This window comes from Pseudomonas caspiana, from assembly GCF_040224095.2.
GTDB classification, from domain to species: domain Bacteria; phylum Pseudomonadota; class Gammaproteobacteria; order Pseudomonadales; family Pseudomonadaceae; genus Aquipseudomonas; species Aquipseudomonas caspiana.
The window spans coordinates 5,838,132-5,854,990 of the sequence record NZ_CP167995.1; the positions used below are offsets into that span (position 1 = coordinate 5,838,132).

9 protein-coding genes are annotated in these 16,859 nt (G+C 56.0%); all 9 read right to left on the minus strand.

Annotated elements, in window-relative coordinates; all coding sequences use genetic code 11:
• Positions 1–545: 545 nt before the first annotated feature.
• Positions 546–1,397 carry a CAP domain-containing protein gene (locus tag ABRP31_RS26330; RefSeq protein WP_349971164.1) on the minus strand — a complete coding sequence of 284 codons (852 nt, stop codon included), beginning with the start codon at positions 1,395–1,397 and terminating at the stop codon, positions 546–548.
• 201 nt (positions 1,398–1,598) lie between these two features.
• Positions 1,599–2,174 carry a hypothetical protein gene (locus ABRP31_RS26335; protein WP_349971165.1) on the minus strand — a complete coding sequence of 192 codons (576 nt, stop codon included), beginning with the start codon at positions 2,172–2,174 and terminating at the stop codon, positions 1,599–1,601.
• A gap of 38 nt (positions 2,175–2,212) precedes the next feature.
• Positions 2,213–3,211, minus strand: a complete 999-nt coding sequence (locus tag ABRP31_RS26340; RefSeq protein ID WP_349971166.1) for a hypothetical protein — start codon at positions 3,209–3,211, stop codon at positions 2,213–2,215.
• Between the two features lie 19 nt (positions 3,212–3,230).
• Positions 3,231–3,965 (minus strand): hypothetical protein, encoded by a 735-nt coding sequence (locus tag ABRP31_RS26345; protein ID WP_349971167.1) that lies wholly within the window; start codon positions 3,963–3,965, stop codon positions 3,231–3,233.
• Positions 3,966–3,981: 16 nt separating this feature from the next.
• Positions 3,982–12,708 carry a hemagglutinin repeat-containing protein gene (locus ABRP31_RS26350; protein WP_349971168.1) on the minus strand — a complete coding sequence of 2,909 codons (8,727 nt, stop codon included), beginning with the start codon at positions 12,706–12,708 and terminating at the stop codon, positions 3,982–3,984.
• Positions 12,709–12,740: 32 nt separating this feature from the next.
• The gene (locus ABRP31_RS26355) at positions 12,741–14,462 is read right to left on the minus strand and encodes a ShlB/FhaC/HecB family hemolysin secretion/activation protein (protein ID WP_349971169.1); all 1,722 of its coding nucleotides are present in this window, start codon (positions 14,460–14,462) and stop codon (positions 12,741–12,743) included.
• 386 nt (positions 14,463–14,848) lie between these two features.
• Complete coding sequence (locus ABRP31_RS26360) at positions 14,849–15,139, minus strand: HigA family addiction module antitoxin (RefSeq protein ID WP_087271793.1); 291 nt, start codon at positions 15,137–15,139, stop codon at positions 14,849–14,851.
• 11 nt (positions 15,140–15,150) lie between these two features.
• A complete protein-coding gene (locus tag ABRP31_RS26365) occupies positions 15,151–15,429 on the minus strand; it encodes a type II toxin-antitoxin system RelE/ParE family toxin (protein ID WP_349971229.1) in 279 nt (92 codons plus the stop codon).
• A gap of 197 nt (positions 15,430–15,626) precedes the next feature.
• Positions 15,627–16,478 (minus strand): 4-hydroxy-tetrahydrodipicolinate synthase, encoded by an 852-nt coding sequence (gene dapA / locus ABRP31_RS26370; protein WP_349971170.1) that lies wholly within the window; start codon positions 16,476–16,478, stop codon positions 15,627–15,629.
• Between the last annotated feature and the right edge of the window lie 381 nt (positions 16,479–16,859).

Sequence of the window (16,859 nt, forward strand, 5' to 3'; positions counted from 1 at the left end):
GCGCATTAGCTCCTCCCCCCTGCTTAGACTCAGTGCATGCCGATGCATCCCGTAAACGCTCGCAGCCTCAAAAAACGGTTGCCTTCCCGGTCCCGCTAGCTCGACTGAATTGGAAGACACTTCGAACCCGGCTGCGACTTCTGACTATTGAGGGGTGAATGAATTGATTTCAATGCTTTGAATTTCACGTGGGGAAAGGTTGGGCGCGATATTGCGGTGATAGATAGACACACGAGCGGACATACTCGAGCAATGTCCGCTGAAAAGGTGTGCATCTTGACTACACGTTGTGTCAGATCCATCGCTTCGCGAACAGGTTCGCTCCTACAGGAACAGTGTTCGCCGTCGGATTGCTGATTCAGTTTTCAGGCTTTGCTTAGGTTATCTCCAAAAACCACCCATCAATCATCCCCCCGCCTCACGTCCCCGGAAAAACTCGCAAAATGCCCACCATGCACCGTTCATACGGGCAGTAGCCGTTTAAGTCTGAGTGGCAGGCGTTTTTGCCGAGGAAGAATCGCCCGTACGCCGCAGTTCGCTAGGCATCAAGGCGCCCCAAACATCATGGTCCAGTAAACCCCCGCCTGGCTGTTCGGGTTGGTGCCGTAAGCGGCGCCGACCTCAGTGAACATCGGGTTCATGAGGTTGGCGCAGTGGCCGGGGCTGGCGAGCCAGCCTTGCATGGCGTTGTCGGCCGAGCCTTGGCCGCAGGCAATGTTTTCACCGACCTGACGCCCGTTGTAGCCCGCCGCTTGGGCGCGGTCTCGGGCGACGTCGCCATTGGGGTCTTGATGGGAGAAGTAGCCGCCGCTGGCCATCGACTGGCTGTGACGTCGAGCGGCGTTTTCCAGCGATGCATTCCACTTCAACGGTCGTGCAGCCGCGTAAGGCTGGCGGCCACACATGCGTGGTTTGGCGCGCGCGGCGTTGACCTGAGCCAACAGGGTTTTGCCCGCCGATTGTTGATCGCCCAGGTGACCGTCGAGCAGAGGCTTGGCCAATACCAGTCGCCAGTCCCTGCCTGATTGAGTGATGCCGATGTCGGCGTATTGGTTATCCAGCAATGCGCCACAGTAGCGGCTTTGCAGCATGGCAAAGGCGCCTTTCGCGTCCTGAGCACCGACTAGCCGAATGCTACGCACTGCCACTGCCCGGTAGCCGGAAGCTTTCAAGGCGTCGCGCATGTCGCCGGCAAAACCAATGGGCAGCGCGAGATCCTGCCTCAGCTCCAGCGGCGATAAACCACGCACCACTCGCCCCTCACAACGCGAAGGCTGTGCGCGATAGTCGTTGATGACCGAGACCAGTTGCCGCTCCTCGGTGGCATGAGCGTGGCTGGCGAAAAGTGGGAGCAAGGCGATGAAGCACAGCGAGGTGAAACGTGAGGTCAGGCGCATGAGACGAGGCTGCTCTGATGATCGAAATCGGGCGCTGATCTGACTGGGGAATTGGGAACTAGTTCGTGAGGTCCCGGTTGACTATGACCAGGTTCAAGACCTCGACCCTCAGCGTCTCAGATCGAAGGCTCGTCCCGCATAAGAAGGCCCCTCTTGTGACGTGTCTTACTCCCGCACAACGCACTTGTTCACGCCTTTTTTTCAACTGCCACTCTGCTCGGTACTGACAGGTACACGTGCATTGGGCTGAGTTACGTCATAGACATGCTGTTCGCAGCCCTTCCCGATGATCACAAATTCAACCAGATAGGTTTTCTGCTTTTCAGGCTTGAACATCGAGCGCATGGGGCCGCAGTCGTACACCACGGAGTCTGGGAAAATCCCGTTCTCCTGAATGACTCTGGATTCACCAATCACCTCTATGGATTGCCCGGGGTCTGCCTGTACTTCGAGTTGAGGGAAGCGTTTGACTGCTGCGCTGTTGGCGACCTCGTTCATCTTGGCAATCCAGCCAAAGACCTTGCCACGACCGGAATCGACCACGCGCCCCAGTATCTCCGGGCGCTGATCAGGGTCAGCAGCACGGCGCACCGAGAATTGAACCGGGTAAGTGAAGCCGGTGGCTTTCATGATGATCTTGGCGTGCTCAGCATCCGCGACAACTTGCTTTTGCTGCAGTTGAACGCCGTCTTTGAGCAGCGTGGGTGCGGAGCTTCTGACGTTGGATTGGCATCCTGCCAGAGCAACAGCCAATACCAGGAGTGTTACTTTTTTCATAAGTCGATTATTCCGTAGAGTGAAACAGGGTGTCGCGCTTAAGCTGCTGTGTCAGAAGCAATTGCGCTTAATGGGCAGCGTTGCCTTTGCGGCGGGCTAACCACGAATAGATCCAATGGAAGCCGGTAAACAGCAAACCGGATACACAACCCATCGAGACAAAAAGAAGCACACCGTATTTGATCTGGTGCATCAGAAAACTCATGTGCTGTGCGGCAGGAGTCGGATGCAAGCCCGGAGCACCAAAGAGCAGCCATATCAGCAATCCGGTGATCACTCCTCCGATGACATAGCGCCAATGGGTCGTGAGAATTCGCTCGGTCAGCCAAAGGACCGGCCAGCATGCTGAGGCCAGCGCCCACCAGGAAGAGGAAAATCCAGGAAGTCAGAGTCGTCCCGGATCCATCGCCGATTGCCGACGTGATAAGGACAGCTACCGGTATACCTCCGCAGAGCGGAATGCCCAGCACGTAAGCCTTGCCCTGCTGTCGCTCTTGATGTTTCGCCGCGTAACGTTCTATGCCTTTAGCGACTGCGGTGTACAGCAAACCGAGTACAAGGCCACCGACGATTGCCACGAGCAGCAGGCGTCCGGAGAAGCCGCCATAAACCACGTAGATCAGCAAACTCTGCAGCAAGCTGCTGACGATATGGCGAGCTTTGGACGCAGGGAAAAACCTGTCCCCCAACAGCAACAGCGGAACGCCCACCGCCATTGAAACGATGAAACCGTAGAGCAAGCCCGTAAAAAGCGATGTGGCACTCAACCCCTTGATTACGGGCATAACGGCGGCGTAGACCAGCGCTCCGCACAACGGTACGGCTAGTAACCGGAGCGCGGCATCGACTCTCATTTTGGTATCTCGGAGACTGGCATGATCATGCCTTTGAAATCCTGATGATTGGTTTTGATGTTTTTTCGGGCTGTTATTGATCAATTCCTGGAATGAGATACCAAGGGAGAATTGGGGGCAGACCATTATTAAGCAAATGGAAATTCTAGAAGAATCGTGGTCTGACCCATTTTTCTCTGCCAATGGTCACTCATCATCAAACCTACACTAAGGGCTCGTGCTGAATCAGAAAAAAGCCCCCATCGAATAACGCCTTCAGCTCGGCTCTGCGCTGGGAGAATAGGGAGAAGTCGTTAACAATATCTTCTATATCTTCTGTGACTCTAACCAAATACCCCTCCCCTATCTTCTCAATAGGGAACCCGGCATTCGCGATTCTCTTAAAGTCAACTGATTCAGCTAATGCACCGCCATAGAACATAGCCCATCCAATATTCGGTATCTCGCCACGGTGCAGAATCCCGGAAAAGAAATAGCTCTCGGGTGTTCCTGACTTTAAATTAGCAGTCTCGCAGCTGGAAAAAATATGTAGAAGCGCAAAATGCGCATCCATTGCTAGACAGGACGACCTGAAGGCGTCTAGCCAATCGACTTTATTATTAAACTGCGCCTGTACATTGAGAGAGCCATCTATCAACTCACCCTTAATATTTCGCTGCGTGTGATTAATCTCAGCGTCGTATTTCGCTACTTTTTTTCTTTTCCAGCGAAGCCCGACTGGAAACTCCATTGTCGAGCCCTGAACCTCTAGAGTCGCCGTTTGAGCCCAATACTTCTCAGATGCAGCGGTGCTTTCAAAATCTGCTACTTTGTTTTCCCATTGAAACAGGCTTTCCGGCAAAAGTTTTGGATGCCTATCTGAAAAAACCGAGATGACTCGCTCACCGACAAGCCAGCTCTTGGTATCTGTTTTTGTTATTACCGACATGCGCAGCATAGGTCACCCGATCAGATTAAAAATGTGTCAGTACATCGGTTGCAGGATCATATCGATATAACCCACCACCTACTTTGCTTGTCACCGCCTCGATCCTGGCTCTTAGCGGCGCGGAAACACTCTGCGTTCGAGGACTGACAACCAGGTTAAAAGGCTGTCCAGTCATTTCCGACAGCTGCAACTGTGCACGCAGTTGGTCGGACATCGACAGTTCTTTAACATTTTTGACTTCGAGAATTCCAACTGTGCTGTCTTCCCACATGTCGGGGATTGTTGTCACCGTCTTACCATTCGGGAGCTGAACCGTCACCAACGTCGTGTTTTTTTCGCCACCGACGTGACCAAATGCTTCAATTACTTGCTTCTCAAACGCTGAGCCGTTTCTGTGATTCTGGGTGACTTGGGGAACACCGTCTACCGCATTTTCAGCCCCCCCCTTATTGCCTCCACTTGTAAAATAATTCGGAGGCAGATCACACGGCCCCGTATTGTGCACCCAGGTCTTGAGCGTGCCAACGTAGAACGTATGTCCGATGTCGACCGTCAGGTTGTAGGTTTTACCAACCGGCAAGTACAGTTCAAATGACTCGACTTGTGATGACGTGTTTTCCGAGTCGCCATCAGCCAGCGACTGCAGCAAGTCACCTGGCTCCAGATCGATGGCTGGAATGAAGTCGCCTTTGGCCGGGACATAGAAAGGGTGACTTGGTGTAACCAGCAGGGTTTCGCCTTCGGCAGAACCGTCGCCGCGGACATTCTTGAGTTTGAGCCGGTAGATGGGTTGATCGGAGCGCTCATGCGTTGCCAGAATGGCGGCAGCGAATGGCTTCCCGCCCTTCTCGGGCTTGCTCCAGACCACATCACCGACTTTGAGCGACTCAATTGTGCGATCGCCATCCGGTGTAGAAACTTTTGTCCCTGCTGCGAAACAGCAAGGATCTTTCTTCACAGACGCTGCGCCTGCTTCTCTGGCAGCAAGAAGCTCAGCCCTCGCAGCCTGCCGCTTGCTGATAATCTCAAGCGCCAGATCGATAGCGACTTTGCCGCCCTTGAGCCCGGTCATCGACAGGATTGCATCATCAATGGCACTGACATCGAGAATGCCTTTGCCTGCAACTGCCGACAGCCGATCTACTGCCTCGCCAACATTGTAGGTCGAGGTCGAAAGCGGGAGGATTTCAGCGTCATGCGCTTGAGCCTGATCTTTGCCGAACTGCATCCAGAGATCAAAGTCCGACATTGACCCGTAAGCATTGGTCCGCGTGGAGTTGAAGAGACTGGCGTCTTTGAATTGTTTGTCGGTGGAGTTGAACGCGTAAACCACGTCACCATTGGCAATGATCGGGCTGCCGTCGCTCCAGGTCAGCGGAACCTTCTGAGCGGCCAGTTGAGCGACAACACCATAGGCAACACTCATATCCTCGGCAAAATTACGCGACTCAGGGTCGGAGCCACTGCTTTTGCCTAATATCTGCTTTAAACGATTCTGATCAGCCGCATCAATCTGAGCGCCACTGGCCAATAGGAGCAAATCTTGCCAAAGCGCACCTGATCGAGTCTTACCAACAGTGGCCTCAAGCTCTCCGGCCTTTTTCTTCAGGATTGGAAGTTCTTGCGACTTGTGAAGTTGACGGTTGAATCTCTCTACATCGACGGCCGTCGAGCCAGCGACGGCTGCACCGCTTACGCCATTGGCGGATCCCACCGTAGTACCAACACCTGCAGCAATCAGGGCCGAAACCGTATCGGTGTCGGCTTCACTCATGCCGCTTTTAAGCATCGCTTGGGAAAGGGATGGAATTAACGCGGCCGAGGCCCCGGCACCCGCGGCGCCACTCGCTGCACTGCCACTGGACAAACCAATGGCAGCGCCACCCAGCGCATGAAGCATGATCCGCGCAGCGCCACCGTCTGCCCATGCGGCCTTGGCTGCGCCAGTTGCCTTATCTCGCTGGGCGTCTGCGAAATCACCCAATTTGTTGAAGATATCGCTGGAAGACGTTTTGGCTACGATACCGACAGCCGTGCTACCGCCGACGCCGCCCAATCCAGCAGCCAGCAAACCAGTGGCGATGTCAGCCATGAGTTTCTTGTCACCGCCCACCTGCCAACGCGCGGCCTCGGCGCGGGCCAGAGTGGCAGCCTGTATCTGTTCGATCGTTACAGCTTTTCGGGTTTGCTCCTTCGCGTCCTCTGCCTTGGCTTTGGCGACAGCACTGATCACATCACTGGATAGCTGTGCTGTGCTCTGTACCAGGTCAACCCGCTCTTGGATAGCCTTCTGGTCTGGTCGGTCGAGTTGCTGGTTGGCGTTCGCAGTATCACGATTAAGCCCAACCAGATCATTTGCTCCCTCGGCATTTCTGACAATTACCGTTCCGTCACTCACGGCGCTGCGAGTGTCACTACTGGCGTCCTCGGAAAGGGCAAGCGGAATACTTCCCCCCGGAGAAGTACCGCCAGCACTGCTGGACGAGATGCTGAGCGCGGCTGACTTGACGCTTATCTCACTGGTATTTTTTATGTCGCTGACGCTAAGGCGATCAGTGCTGAGACGGTTTTTATCGGCAGAGGCTTCACTGGCGATGACCGCGCCTTGCAGCGTCGTGGTCTTGCCCACGTTGATGTCGTAGCCGCCTTTACCGGCGAAGAATCCACTCTGGTCGGTAACTGCCTGATAGTCACTGTTCATGTTGCCAGCGGCAATATTGGCCGAGCCAGCGACTGTCGAACCGTAGCAGAACGGTGGGACACAGATGCTCGCACCGAAACCGCCACTGCTTTGCTTACTGCTGGAGCTTTCAGTGTCCTGGCGGGAAAGAATATTGAGGTCACGGCCAATTGTGGCTGTGATGGCATCGGCGCGGACCTGAGCTCCGGCCAAGGTGGTATCTCTACCGCTCTGCAAAACCAATGACCCGGTATCGAGCGTGGTATTGACCTGCGTTACAGAGTTCCCGTCGCCCATATTTTTGGCGGCCTGAGCCCCCAAGTCCAGCGTGAAGCCGTTTTGTTCACCAATGTTAAAGCTGGCACCAATGGCGGTTTTATTGCTGGAACCGTCGTTTTTACGGTCCATGGTGTTCTGCGCGCTTTGCAAAACCACATCATTTTTTGCAAGCAAAAAGGTATTTGCAGCTTCAAGACTACTGCCCGTTATCCGGATATCACCTTGGGTATCCGCGGCTTGGCCCGTAGCAACAATTAACAGGTCACCACCCGTCTTTAATGTGCTCTGTCTGGCCGTCTGCGCGTTGTACTCACTACTGCTCTTACTGCGCGTGTTAGCCAGCTCAGTACCGATTTTAATCAGTGAGCCATTGCTGGCGGTGCCGCCTTGCTTGTCTTTGAAGCCAGTGCTCTGGCCGTTGGCCTCCATGGCCTGGCCGCCCAGGTTGTAGGCGGCCATAGCTGCCTGGGCTATTTTCACGGCTTTGAGGCGCGGGTCGTCTGCGTCTTGAGCCGCTTTACTGGCGTCGCGAATGCTTCTGGCAGTGTCGACCACCGAGCCGCCCACAACGCGTCCAACTGCCAGGCTCTTGGAACTGTCCTCTGTGGTTTGTCTGGCTGTTTCAGTGCCAGCGCTGATGGTGACATTGGAACCGCTCAAGGACATGTCCTTGGTGCTAACCAAATCACTGGCCGTCACACTGAGGTCTCGTCCGGCAACCAGCGAAACGTTGCCCGCGCTGGAACCAATAGTGCTGCCGCTCAAGGTGGTTTCTGCTGCGGTGCCATTGTGTTTCTGGCTACTGATGGACAGATGCTGATTGCCAGTGATGTCGTCCAGGCCAAGGTTATTGGCCGTGAGGACGCCGGTCAGATCACGACTTTTTTCCTTGTGCATATCAGTGCGCGAGAAGGTGTTCTTCGCAGCATCCACTTTCAGATCGCGTACGGCTTCGACCACGAGGTCACCGGTGCTGACCAAGGACGAACCCGTGACAGCGGCATCACGCCCTGCTGAAACAGTGACTGTTTCACCGGAAACCATGCTGCCTGCTGCGCTGGTGGTTTTTTCGTCAACTTTTGTCTGGAGTTTGCTGGACTTCAGGCCACCCCAACTGCTTTTGCTTTCTTTGCGCTCATGGCGCTCACCGGCAGAGTCAGTGACTGCGAGAATCTGTACGTCCTGACCTGCCACCAGCTTTGCAGCGCCTTTTTCGGAGGTGACAGCGCTGCCAGCAAGCAGAAGGTTTTGACCAGCGACTGCAACACTGTCGCCGCCCGCACTGACCAGACTGCCCACATTGGTGGTACTGCTGGTTTCATCCAGTCGGAATTTCTTGCCGGAGGAGCTTTTCTTGGTCTTGCTGTAGAAGCTGTAGTCCTGATCTTCAGCTGCCTGCATGGCGAGGTTGTTACCGGCGACCAGATAGGCTTCATTCCCCGCATTGACCTGACTGGCAGTCAGCGCCATGTCCTGCCCGGCGCGAAGCGTCGCATCGCCACCCGCCTTGAGCACACTCGACACCTGGCTGACATGATCTTCCTGAGCCTTAACCTTTTTGCTCTTGCTGTACGAATGCTGCTCATCGGCCGCGGAGGCAATGTTGAGGTTTTCGGCGGCGTCCAGGGTCAGGTTGCGCTGGGCGCTGATCTGGCTGGCGACGGCGCTGATGTTGCGCGCGGCTACGACCTGGAAGTCGCGGCCGGCCTCTACGACAGAGCCGTACTGGGTGAGGTTCTGATGATTTGAACGTGTGCCGATTGCACCGCTGTTTTCCTGTTGGGCGGAGACGATGTTGACGTCGCGTCCCGCCTGAACAGTGGTGTCGCCGCCACTCTTGATCACGCTGCCGATGCTGTTGACGTCGCGTTTGGCTTGCATCGTCAGGGTGTCGGCGGCTTCGATGCGCGCGGCGTTATTGACGAACTGGGTGCGCTCGGAGCGGTAGCCACTGTCGCTTTGGTGCGTGGTGACGCTGCGCTCGTTGAGCAGGTCGCCATTGACGGCGACGAGTTCGACATTGCGCCCGGCGATCACCCCACCTGCGGTGTTGGTCAGGTTGTTGTTGGCGCGCATCTGCAGCAGGTTGCCCGCTTCGACCAGGCCTGAGTTGGTCAGGTTGCTGCCAGCGCTGACGCCGAGGTTGTTGGTGGCGCGCAGGGTGCCGCTGTTATTGAGGTTCTGGCCGCTGATCAGGGAGACGTTGTTGCCGGTGATCAATGCGCCGTTAGGAGCGAGCCGGTTGTTGGCCTGGGCCATGTACAGGACAGGCACGAGCACTTTTTGACCCGCGACTTCGTGCTGTTCCATCCACACGATGTCGTGGGTCAGCGCTGCGACTTGCTCGCCGGTCAGGCTCACGCCCACGGACAGATTGAGGGCGTCCTTGCTGGCAATAGCATTGTCCATCAAGTATTTGAACAGGCCTGCATCGCTGGTCTGGCCGTCGATGAAACGCTGGCCGGTACGGGCAATGACTGCTTGCTGGATCAGCTTCTGCTCGTAGTAACCATCACCCAGACGTCTTTGGGCTTCGTCGGGGTTGTAGCCCAGCTTGTCGAGCATGTAATCCGAGCTCAAGAAGCGGCCCAGATTGGTGAACGCCGGATCGCTTTCGATCAGGTACTTTTGCGGGTTGGAGGCGAATTGGCTGGTTGGCAGCTGGAAGCCCGGCAGGTCTATCGGGTTGACCGGCTGCTGCGTTTGATCCGGCGGCAGTTGCGGGTTCAGTTTGACGACCGTGGAGTAACCCGGCTCGCTGGTATCGGTTTTCGCGCCGCTGCCAACGTAGGTGTAGCCACCGCGAACGACGGTGTTGTCGATACCGTTTTTGGCTTTTACGTTGACTGCGCCGCCCGCCTGTATGACCGCAGAGTAGCTTTGGTCAGGCGTCGACAATTGGGTAGTTGAGGCTTGGCCAGGAACTTCGTTTTGAGTCGTACCGATGAACTGCGCCAAATCGGCTTCCAGGCCACCTAGAGCGTTCGGGTCGTAAGTCGGGCTTTCCTGCGAATACTTGCTGGTGAAGGCAGCAGCCAGCCTGTTCCAGCCGCCCGGGTTGCGCGTGCGCACGGTCGCAAATACGCGGTCAGTCTGGGTGTCGTGAGTTTCAATCGCGGTGTTGGTTACTTGATCGAAAACGGCAGTGAGGTCACCGCCAGCCGCGATGCTACTGCTGCTGTTGGTCAAGCTGCCGCCGGTGAGCAACATGCTGCCGCCCGAAGTAATACTCGAGGCTGCACTGGCGTCGGTTACGGCCAGATGGTCGCGCTGGCTGATCAGGAAAACACGGTTTTCCTTACCACCCCGGCAGTCGCCGCCTGTTACACCTTCGATACATGCGGTAGGCGTAATGGATGCACTGTAAATCCCGGACTCGACGGTCAAAATGGTCCGGATATTTTCGATAGTGCTGGCTGCCAGACTAAGCGTGCCGTCAGCCTGTATGTTCGAAGAGCTGTTGCTGATCAGGCGGGCCAATCCACCCAGACCGTCACGGTCGACGCTCAGGTTACCCATCGCGTAGATGTCCGAGTAGCGGTTGTTCAGCTCATCAACCCGCAGGTCGATATTGCCGCCACTGAAAATCAGCGCGTGGTCATTGAGCAGGCTGCCCGTGCTGACCGCCAGTACCTGACCGGCTGCCAGGGTGCCGAGGTTAGTAACGCGTGGCGCATTTATGCCAACGCTGGTCGCGGAGGTGATGCGACCGCTGTTGGTCAACTGATTGAAAAGGGTCAGATCGACGGTGCCATCACTGGCGATGACACCGCTGTTGTTCCAGTTGAGGCCTTTGCCGACGAAGCTGTTGGTGCCCAGGAGCTGACCCGTAGCGGTCTGCTCAAAGTTGTCGACGTCGAGATCCAGCCGATTCGCCTGAATGACACTGCTGTTGGTCCAGCCGGTCTTTTTGAAGGTCAGATCACCTTGGGTGACGATGCTGCCGCCAGCGTTATTAAGGTTCAAACCGTCCAGATCAAGCGCGCCGCTGCCAACGTGCAACACACTGCCGCCCAGGTTCTGGAAGCTGCTCGCGGCAAGGCTCAGGTCGGTGTTGGCCGTTTCCAGCTTGCCGTTGCTGTTGTCCAAAAGGCCGCCAATGGCAAAGCGGGTTTTGCCGCCACGGCCCAGAGAACGAATTTCGCCCTGAGTGTTGTCCAGGCTGCTGGCGCTGAAATCCAGCGTAGTGCCACTTTCGATGACGCCAAGCCGATTGTTGATTGCGCCAGCTCTTGCGATCAATGCGCCCGCGCTGCTGATGTAGCCACCTTGAGTGTTGACCAGGCTATCAGCCGTCAGCTCAATGCTGCCGTCGCTCAGGATCTGGCCTTTATTCTGGTTGCTCAACGTCGCAGCTTTAGCGACCAACGTTTTACCGGCAGCCATCGTGCCGCCGTCGTTGCTCAGGCTTTCGGTGGCAGCGGTCGACAGCTTTTGGCTAGCAACGACAGTGCCGGTGTTATTGACCGTTTTACCGTTAAGGGTGACGTTGCCGCTATCGACTGGCGCGCTTGCAGCAGCAACCGCCTGGATCGCACCACTGTTGTCCAGTGATTGCGCGGCAGTGGCTGTCAGGTTACGGCTAGCGATGACATTGCCTGTGTTGCTGATCGTATTGCCGTTGAGGCTGACGTCACCGTTGGCGTTGCGGGTGTTGTCGGCGTTGATGCCGGCCTGAATCGTACCGCTGTTATTCAGCTGCCCATCGCTGCTCAACGTGATGCGGTCCCGCGCGGCAAGCACTTTCTGGTTTTTCAGGGTGCCGCGGGTTTTGACATCAACCGATGTCCCGGCATAAACCGATTCCTGTGCATCAAGGCTCTCGGCATTGATCTTGACGGCGCCGCTGGTGGCGACTTTGGCCATGGTCAGATGCCCGTTCGCATCGATCTGCATGTCACCGCCGCTGGCAGCCATATCGCCCGCGAGTTTTACGCCGACGCCTTGTTCCGTGCCCACCAGTTTGATGGTGTTGGCGTACATGCCACCCAACGCAGAGGAATCGATGGCCAGTTCTGGCTTGTCCGCAGGATTGGCTGCGCGGGCCTTGGCCTCCAGCGTGTCAGCTTTAACGTCGTTGGCGCCTGCCACAATATTCAGGCGCTTGGCGTAGATGTTTGCGTTGATTTTCGCCGAACGGGTGATGATGTCGAACTGGTCAACATTACTGGCGTTGAGGCCATCGCCCTCGATATTGATGCTACCGCCGTCGACCTCGAAATGATCAAGCTTGCCGTTGCCGTCAATCACGGGCTTACCGGTGCTCAGCGTAACGCGAGGCGTGTTGATGAAGCCGCAGCCGTTACACGTCACGCCGTAAGGGTTGGCAACGATAACGCGCGCCGACTTGCCCGCTACCTCGGTGTAGCCGTTGAGCTGACTGGCGCTGCCGCCGTTGACTTCGTTGAGGATGATCCCGGCTGCTTTGCCACCCAACTGGCTGTTGCCGTTGATATAGCCACCCAGTTGGGTCTTCTCCACGCTATTAGTGGAGTTATTGAGGATCACGCCGTTCTTGCCGACGTTGTAGTCGGTGAACTGGTTATGGGACAGCCCAGAGCCGTTAGGCTTGGCGATGTTGATCACCGTGACGCCATTACCGGCCTGCCCCACGGTGGTTTTTGTGCCGCCGCTCACCACGATGCCGCCAGCCTGCGCCCAGATAGGCTGCCAGAACACGACGTTGATCATCAGCACCGCTAACCCACGCTTGGACACGCCAAGGAAGCGCTTGCGCGGGTTTAACTCAGCGGAAGGTTGGCGGGCCAGAAATGCAAACTGATGAACATCCATTTTCGAAGTCTCGCGGCAACAAATTTGATTAATTAGAGAAACAGGTCGACCTGGAAATAGATCGGAGCTTCACGCTCGGTGAGCACGCTTGGGCGCTCCAGCGAGTGGGCGAACGTCACGCTGGCGCTGACGTGCTCGCCTCGGGCAAACAGCTGCAGGGAGTTACTCGACACGCGCCCGTTGAAGCCACCGCTGTACCGATCGTTACTGACCACACCCTGGTCGTAACCGACGCTGGTGCCGTACTGATTGAATGCGGGGCGCAACCAATCCAGCGTTACCGGCCGCGTCCAGCGCAGCTCGTTCCGCCAGTAGCCACCACTGGAGCCAGACAGGAATTGATCCTTGTAGCCACGCACGGAAGAGCTGCCACCGACGCTGATACGTTGCGAACTGAACAGCACGTCTTCACTGCGCTGCCCGGTTGCCAGGCTGCTGAAGCTGAATGACTCACCCAGCCAGTTGAACGGCAGCAAGTAACTCGCGGTAGCGGTGTATTTGCGATAGCGCGGAGTGGCAGTGAGGTTGCCCAATTCGTCGCGCCGCTGAGCATCCTGTTGCGCATCTAATGCACCGATACCCTGCTGCATGCCCAGATCAAGGTTGACGAAGGAGTTGCCGATCCGCCGACCATGGTTGATACCGAACTGCGCTTCAGTAATCCGGTTACTGCTGCCCTCAAGTCGGCTGTCTTCGATGTAGTTGTTGGTGCGCACGTGAGCCAATCCGGCACTGACCGAGGTTTTGCTGACGGCATCGCGATGGATCAGACGCTCGGCGAGAAACTGGTGATTCTGGCTGTCACCGTTCTGTTTGAAGCTGAACCCATCACCTTGAGCCTGCGAGCGATACTCGCTCTGGCTGTAGCTGTAACTGAAGTTCCACCAGCCATACGGGACGTTGTAATAGAGCATTGCGTTTTTGGAGGTGGACTTGTGATCACTGACCACGTCGTGTCCGCCACGCACAATCAACTGGTCGGCGATACCCAACGGGCTGTCCCATTCAAGACCGGCGTCGACTTGCTGCTCGCCGGTACTTTTCTGCCCATCGTTATTGCGCGAAAGGCTTGCACGCCAAGGCTTCTGTGGCTCGTTGCGCACCAGCACGTCACTGCCACCCACCTCTTTACCTGGCGCCAACTCCATCTGCGCCTGTCTGGACGGCAACCGATTGAGTTGGTCCACCAGTTGCTCGATTTCACGCAGATTCAGGACCTCGCCGCTTTTCCCCGGAAAGGCCATCGCCAGCTCGCGGTCGGACACATTGCTGCCTGGCGCACTCTTCAGGCTTTCGAGCTTGCCTTCCACCACCAACACAATCAGGTGCCCTTTGGACAGGTCCTGTTGCGGCAAATATGCCCGGCTGGTGACCAGCCCTTGATCGAGGTAGTAGTTGGTAACGGCCTTGAGCAGCTCATTCAAGTCAGCTACGGCCAGACAACGATCCACATAAGGTTTAAGCAGCCGGTCACGATCAACGCCGTCAAGGCGCTCAGCACCCTGGAGTTCTATCGTCTTGATGGGAAAGCAGCGGGCATCTTCGGGCGAAGCCGGTTTAGCAGGCTCAGTGCTGGAGCCTGGCAGCTCCTTGAGTTCCTGGAGTCGGCGTTGCTGTTCTTCAATCAGGCGATTCTGTCGATCACGAATCAGGTCCTGATCACCTGGGGTTGGCACTGTTGCGCCGAACACAGGCGAACCGATAGCAAACAAAAGGGCGCACGAATGCAGCCACGTCCGTGGGGAGGCAAACATAAACATTCCATCGATATGTCGCAGGCGTTTCGTTTGAAATGCGCCAGCAAGAGGAAAAATCAACCGCGAGGTGCAAGCCTGGATACCGGCTAGATACCGGCAAATAGCAGCAAAGTGCCATCAAACATCGGAAAATTTAAACAAAGTGTATCAACGCTGAAACAGACAGCCGATCTGAGAAAAGTTCCGGGGCGGGGGAAAATTTGTGATGGATGTCACTAAAAATGGAGAAGAGTGCGAATCAGAATTTACAAGCGAGACAATGGGGGCACGCTGCGCAACGAGAGTCCCAGCACGAGAAAAGCTGTGAACATTGCATCCACAGCTCCCGTATCAGATCAGCGAGTTGACACCCGACAGAATGCTATCGACGCTCAGGAGGAGCTTTAATTATTAGCCCGAGCATAGCGCTCAATGGGTGGCTGCTCACGATGCTCCGCCTGCCACAGATCATAGTCAGCCTGGATACCTAACCAAAGGCGAGCAGTGCTGATCCCTGCCCGTTCAAGCCTGACTGCCAGATCAGGGCTGATCGGTGCATGACCATGCAAAATTCTGGAAAGTGTTTCTCGGGCAAAGCCTAAGTGTCTAGCAAACTCGGTTATCGTCGTGTCCAAGCCAGGAATGACATCCTCGCGCAGGATCGCTCCGGGGTGAGGCGGGTTGAACATTCCCATTACAATCTCCTTCAGTGATAGTCCAGATAGCTGACCAACTCGACATCCGTCTCGACGAATCTGAAAATCACCCGCCAATTGGCAGTAACTGTGATAGACCAGAAACCTGAAAGATTGCCTTTAAGCTGATGCAACCGCCAGCCAGGGAGATTCAAGTCCTCTGGATTTTCCGCGCGATTCAAGACTGTGAGTATGTGAGCTAACCTCCTTGAGTGATCGGGCCTGATCCCACTGGTTGAACCCGTTTCGAAAAACAGCCTCAACCCTTTGTGTTTCCACCCAAGAATCATCGACGCATTGTGATGTGACACATCACACCTTGCAACGGCCATATGTCTTTTCTTCTATCAGCGTTCATTTGCCACTTTGAATGGTTACGTGAATGAGCGAGCAATGTTGGGTCAGAAGAAAGTATTCCAGTGACTTATTCTCAGGTCAGTTTTTTCTGAAACTGACGCCCGCCGCCGCCCTCAAGCTCCCCTAGCGCTCAGATCATCCCCCGCAATCGCTCAATCATCGCTTCTGAGCTCGCCAGCATCGGCGCACGCACCTCGTCGTTGATCCAGCCTTGCAGTGCCAATGCGGTTTTAACCGGGGCGGGATTGGGTTCGATAAACAGAGTCTGAATCAGCGTTAATAATTGGAAGAAATTGTCACGCGCCGCCTGCAGTTGGCCGTCTTGGATTTCTCGATGCAAGCGCACGAACTGCTGTGGATGGATGTGCGCTGAGGCAGCGATTGCGCCGGTCGCACCCAGGCACATGGCGCTGAACATTTGGGCATCTTCACCGGCGAGTACATCAACATTGCCGCTCGCCAGCAGCGCAAGGGTCGTATCCTGATTGCCGCCACAGTCTTTGATCGCAGCTATTCGAGGATGCTGCACGATGCGTAGCAAGGTGTCTTTGTGCAGGGTTGCGCCGGTGCGATAAGGAATGTCGTAGAGAATGACAGGCACGCTTGAGGCATCGGCGACGGTATTGAAGAACACTTCGAGCGCTGCCTGGGACGGGCGAATGTAATACGGCGCGGGCACCAGCAAGCCAGCGATGGGACGCTGCAGAATGTCCTGTTGAAAGCGCAACAGCTCGGCCTGATTATTACCGGCAAGGCCCATTACGACCCTGTCTGGCGAGGTCATTTCCAGCACCGCATCAAGCACTGCCAATTGCTCAGCCTTGCTCAACGCCGCCGCTTCGCCAGTCGTGCCGCAGACTACTAACCCTGCAACGCCACCCTCCAGCAAATGAGCAACCAGACGACGCAACGCGCCGAAGTCGATGGCGTCATTCTGAAAAGGGGTGACGACCGGAACCCAGATTCCTTGAAACGATGACATGCGTGTTCTCCTGATGATTGACCGAAAAGTCACCGTCAGAAGCGAGAGAAAGGAGGTGTGCGGCGGGCAGTGTCTGCGTGGCGCTCATTGTCCTGTCAGCTCATCTGACGGGACAGCGCGCCCCGGTCACATGAGCGACTGTTTCTTCGATTTATTGGCGGCACAGGCACGAGTCTGCGCCTTGGCATTAAAGCCAAAAGCGGAAAGTTCGTAACCGGTGGTAGGAAGCATAAACATGCACGCCATTAAACAATGCGATGTTTTTAAAACTTTCGTATGGCGCTTGTCAATGTTGCCGGGCCGAACAACTTTCTTTCAGCACGCTGATGAATCGTTTCAACCATTGATCATCTGCGACTTTAGAACGCCCGAAGCAGGCCG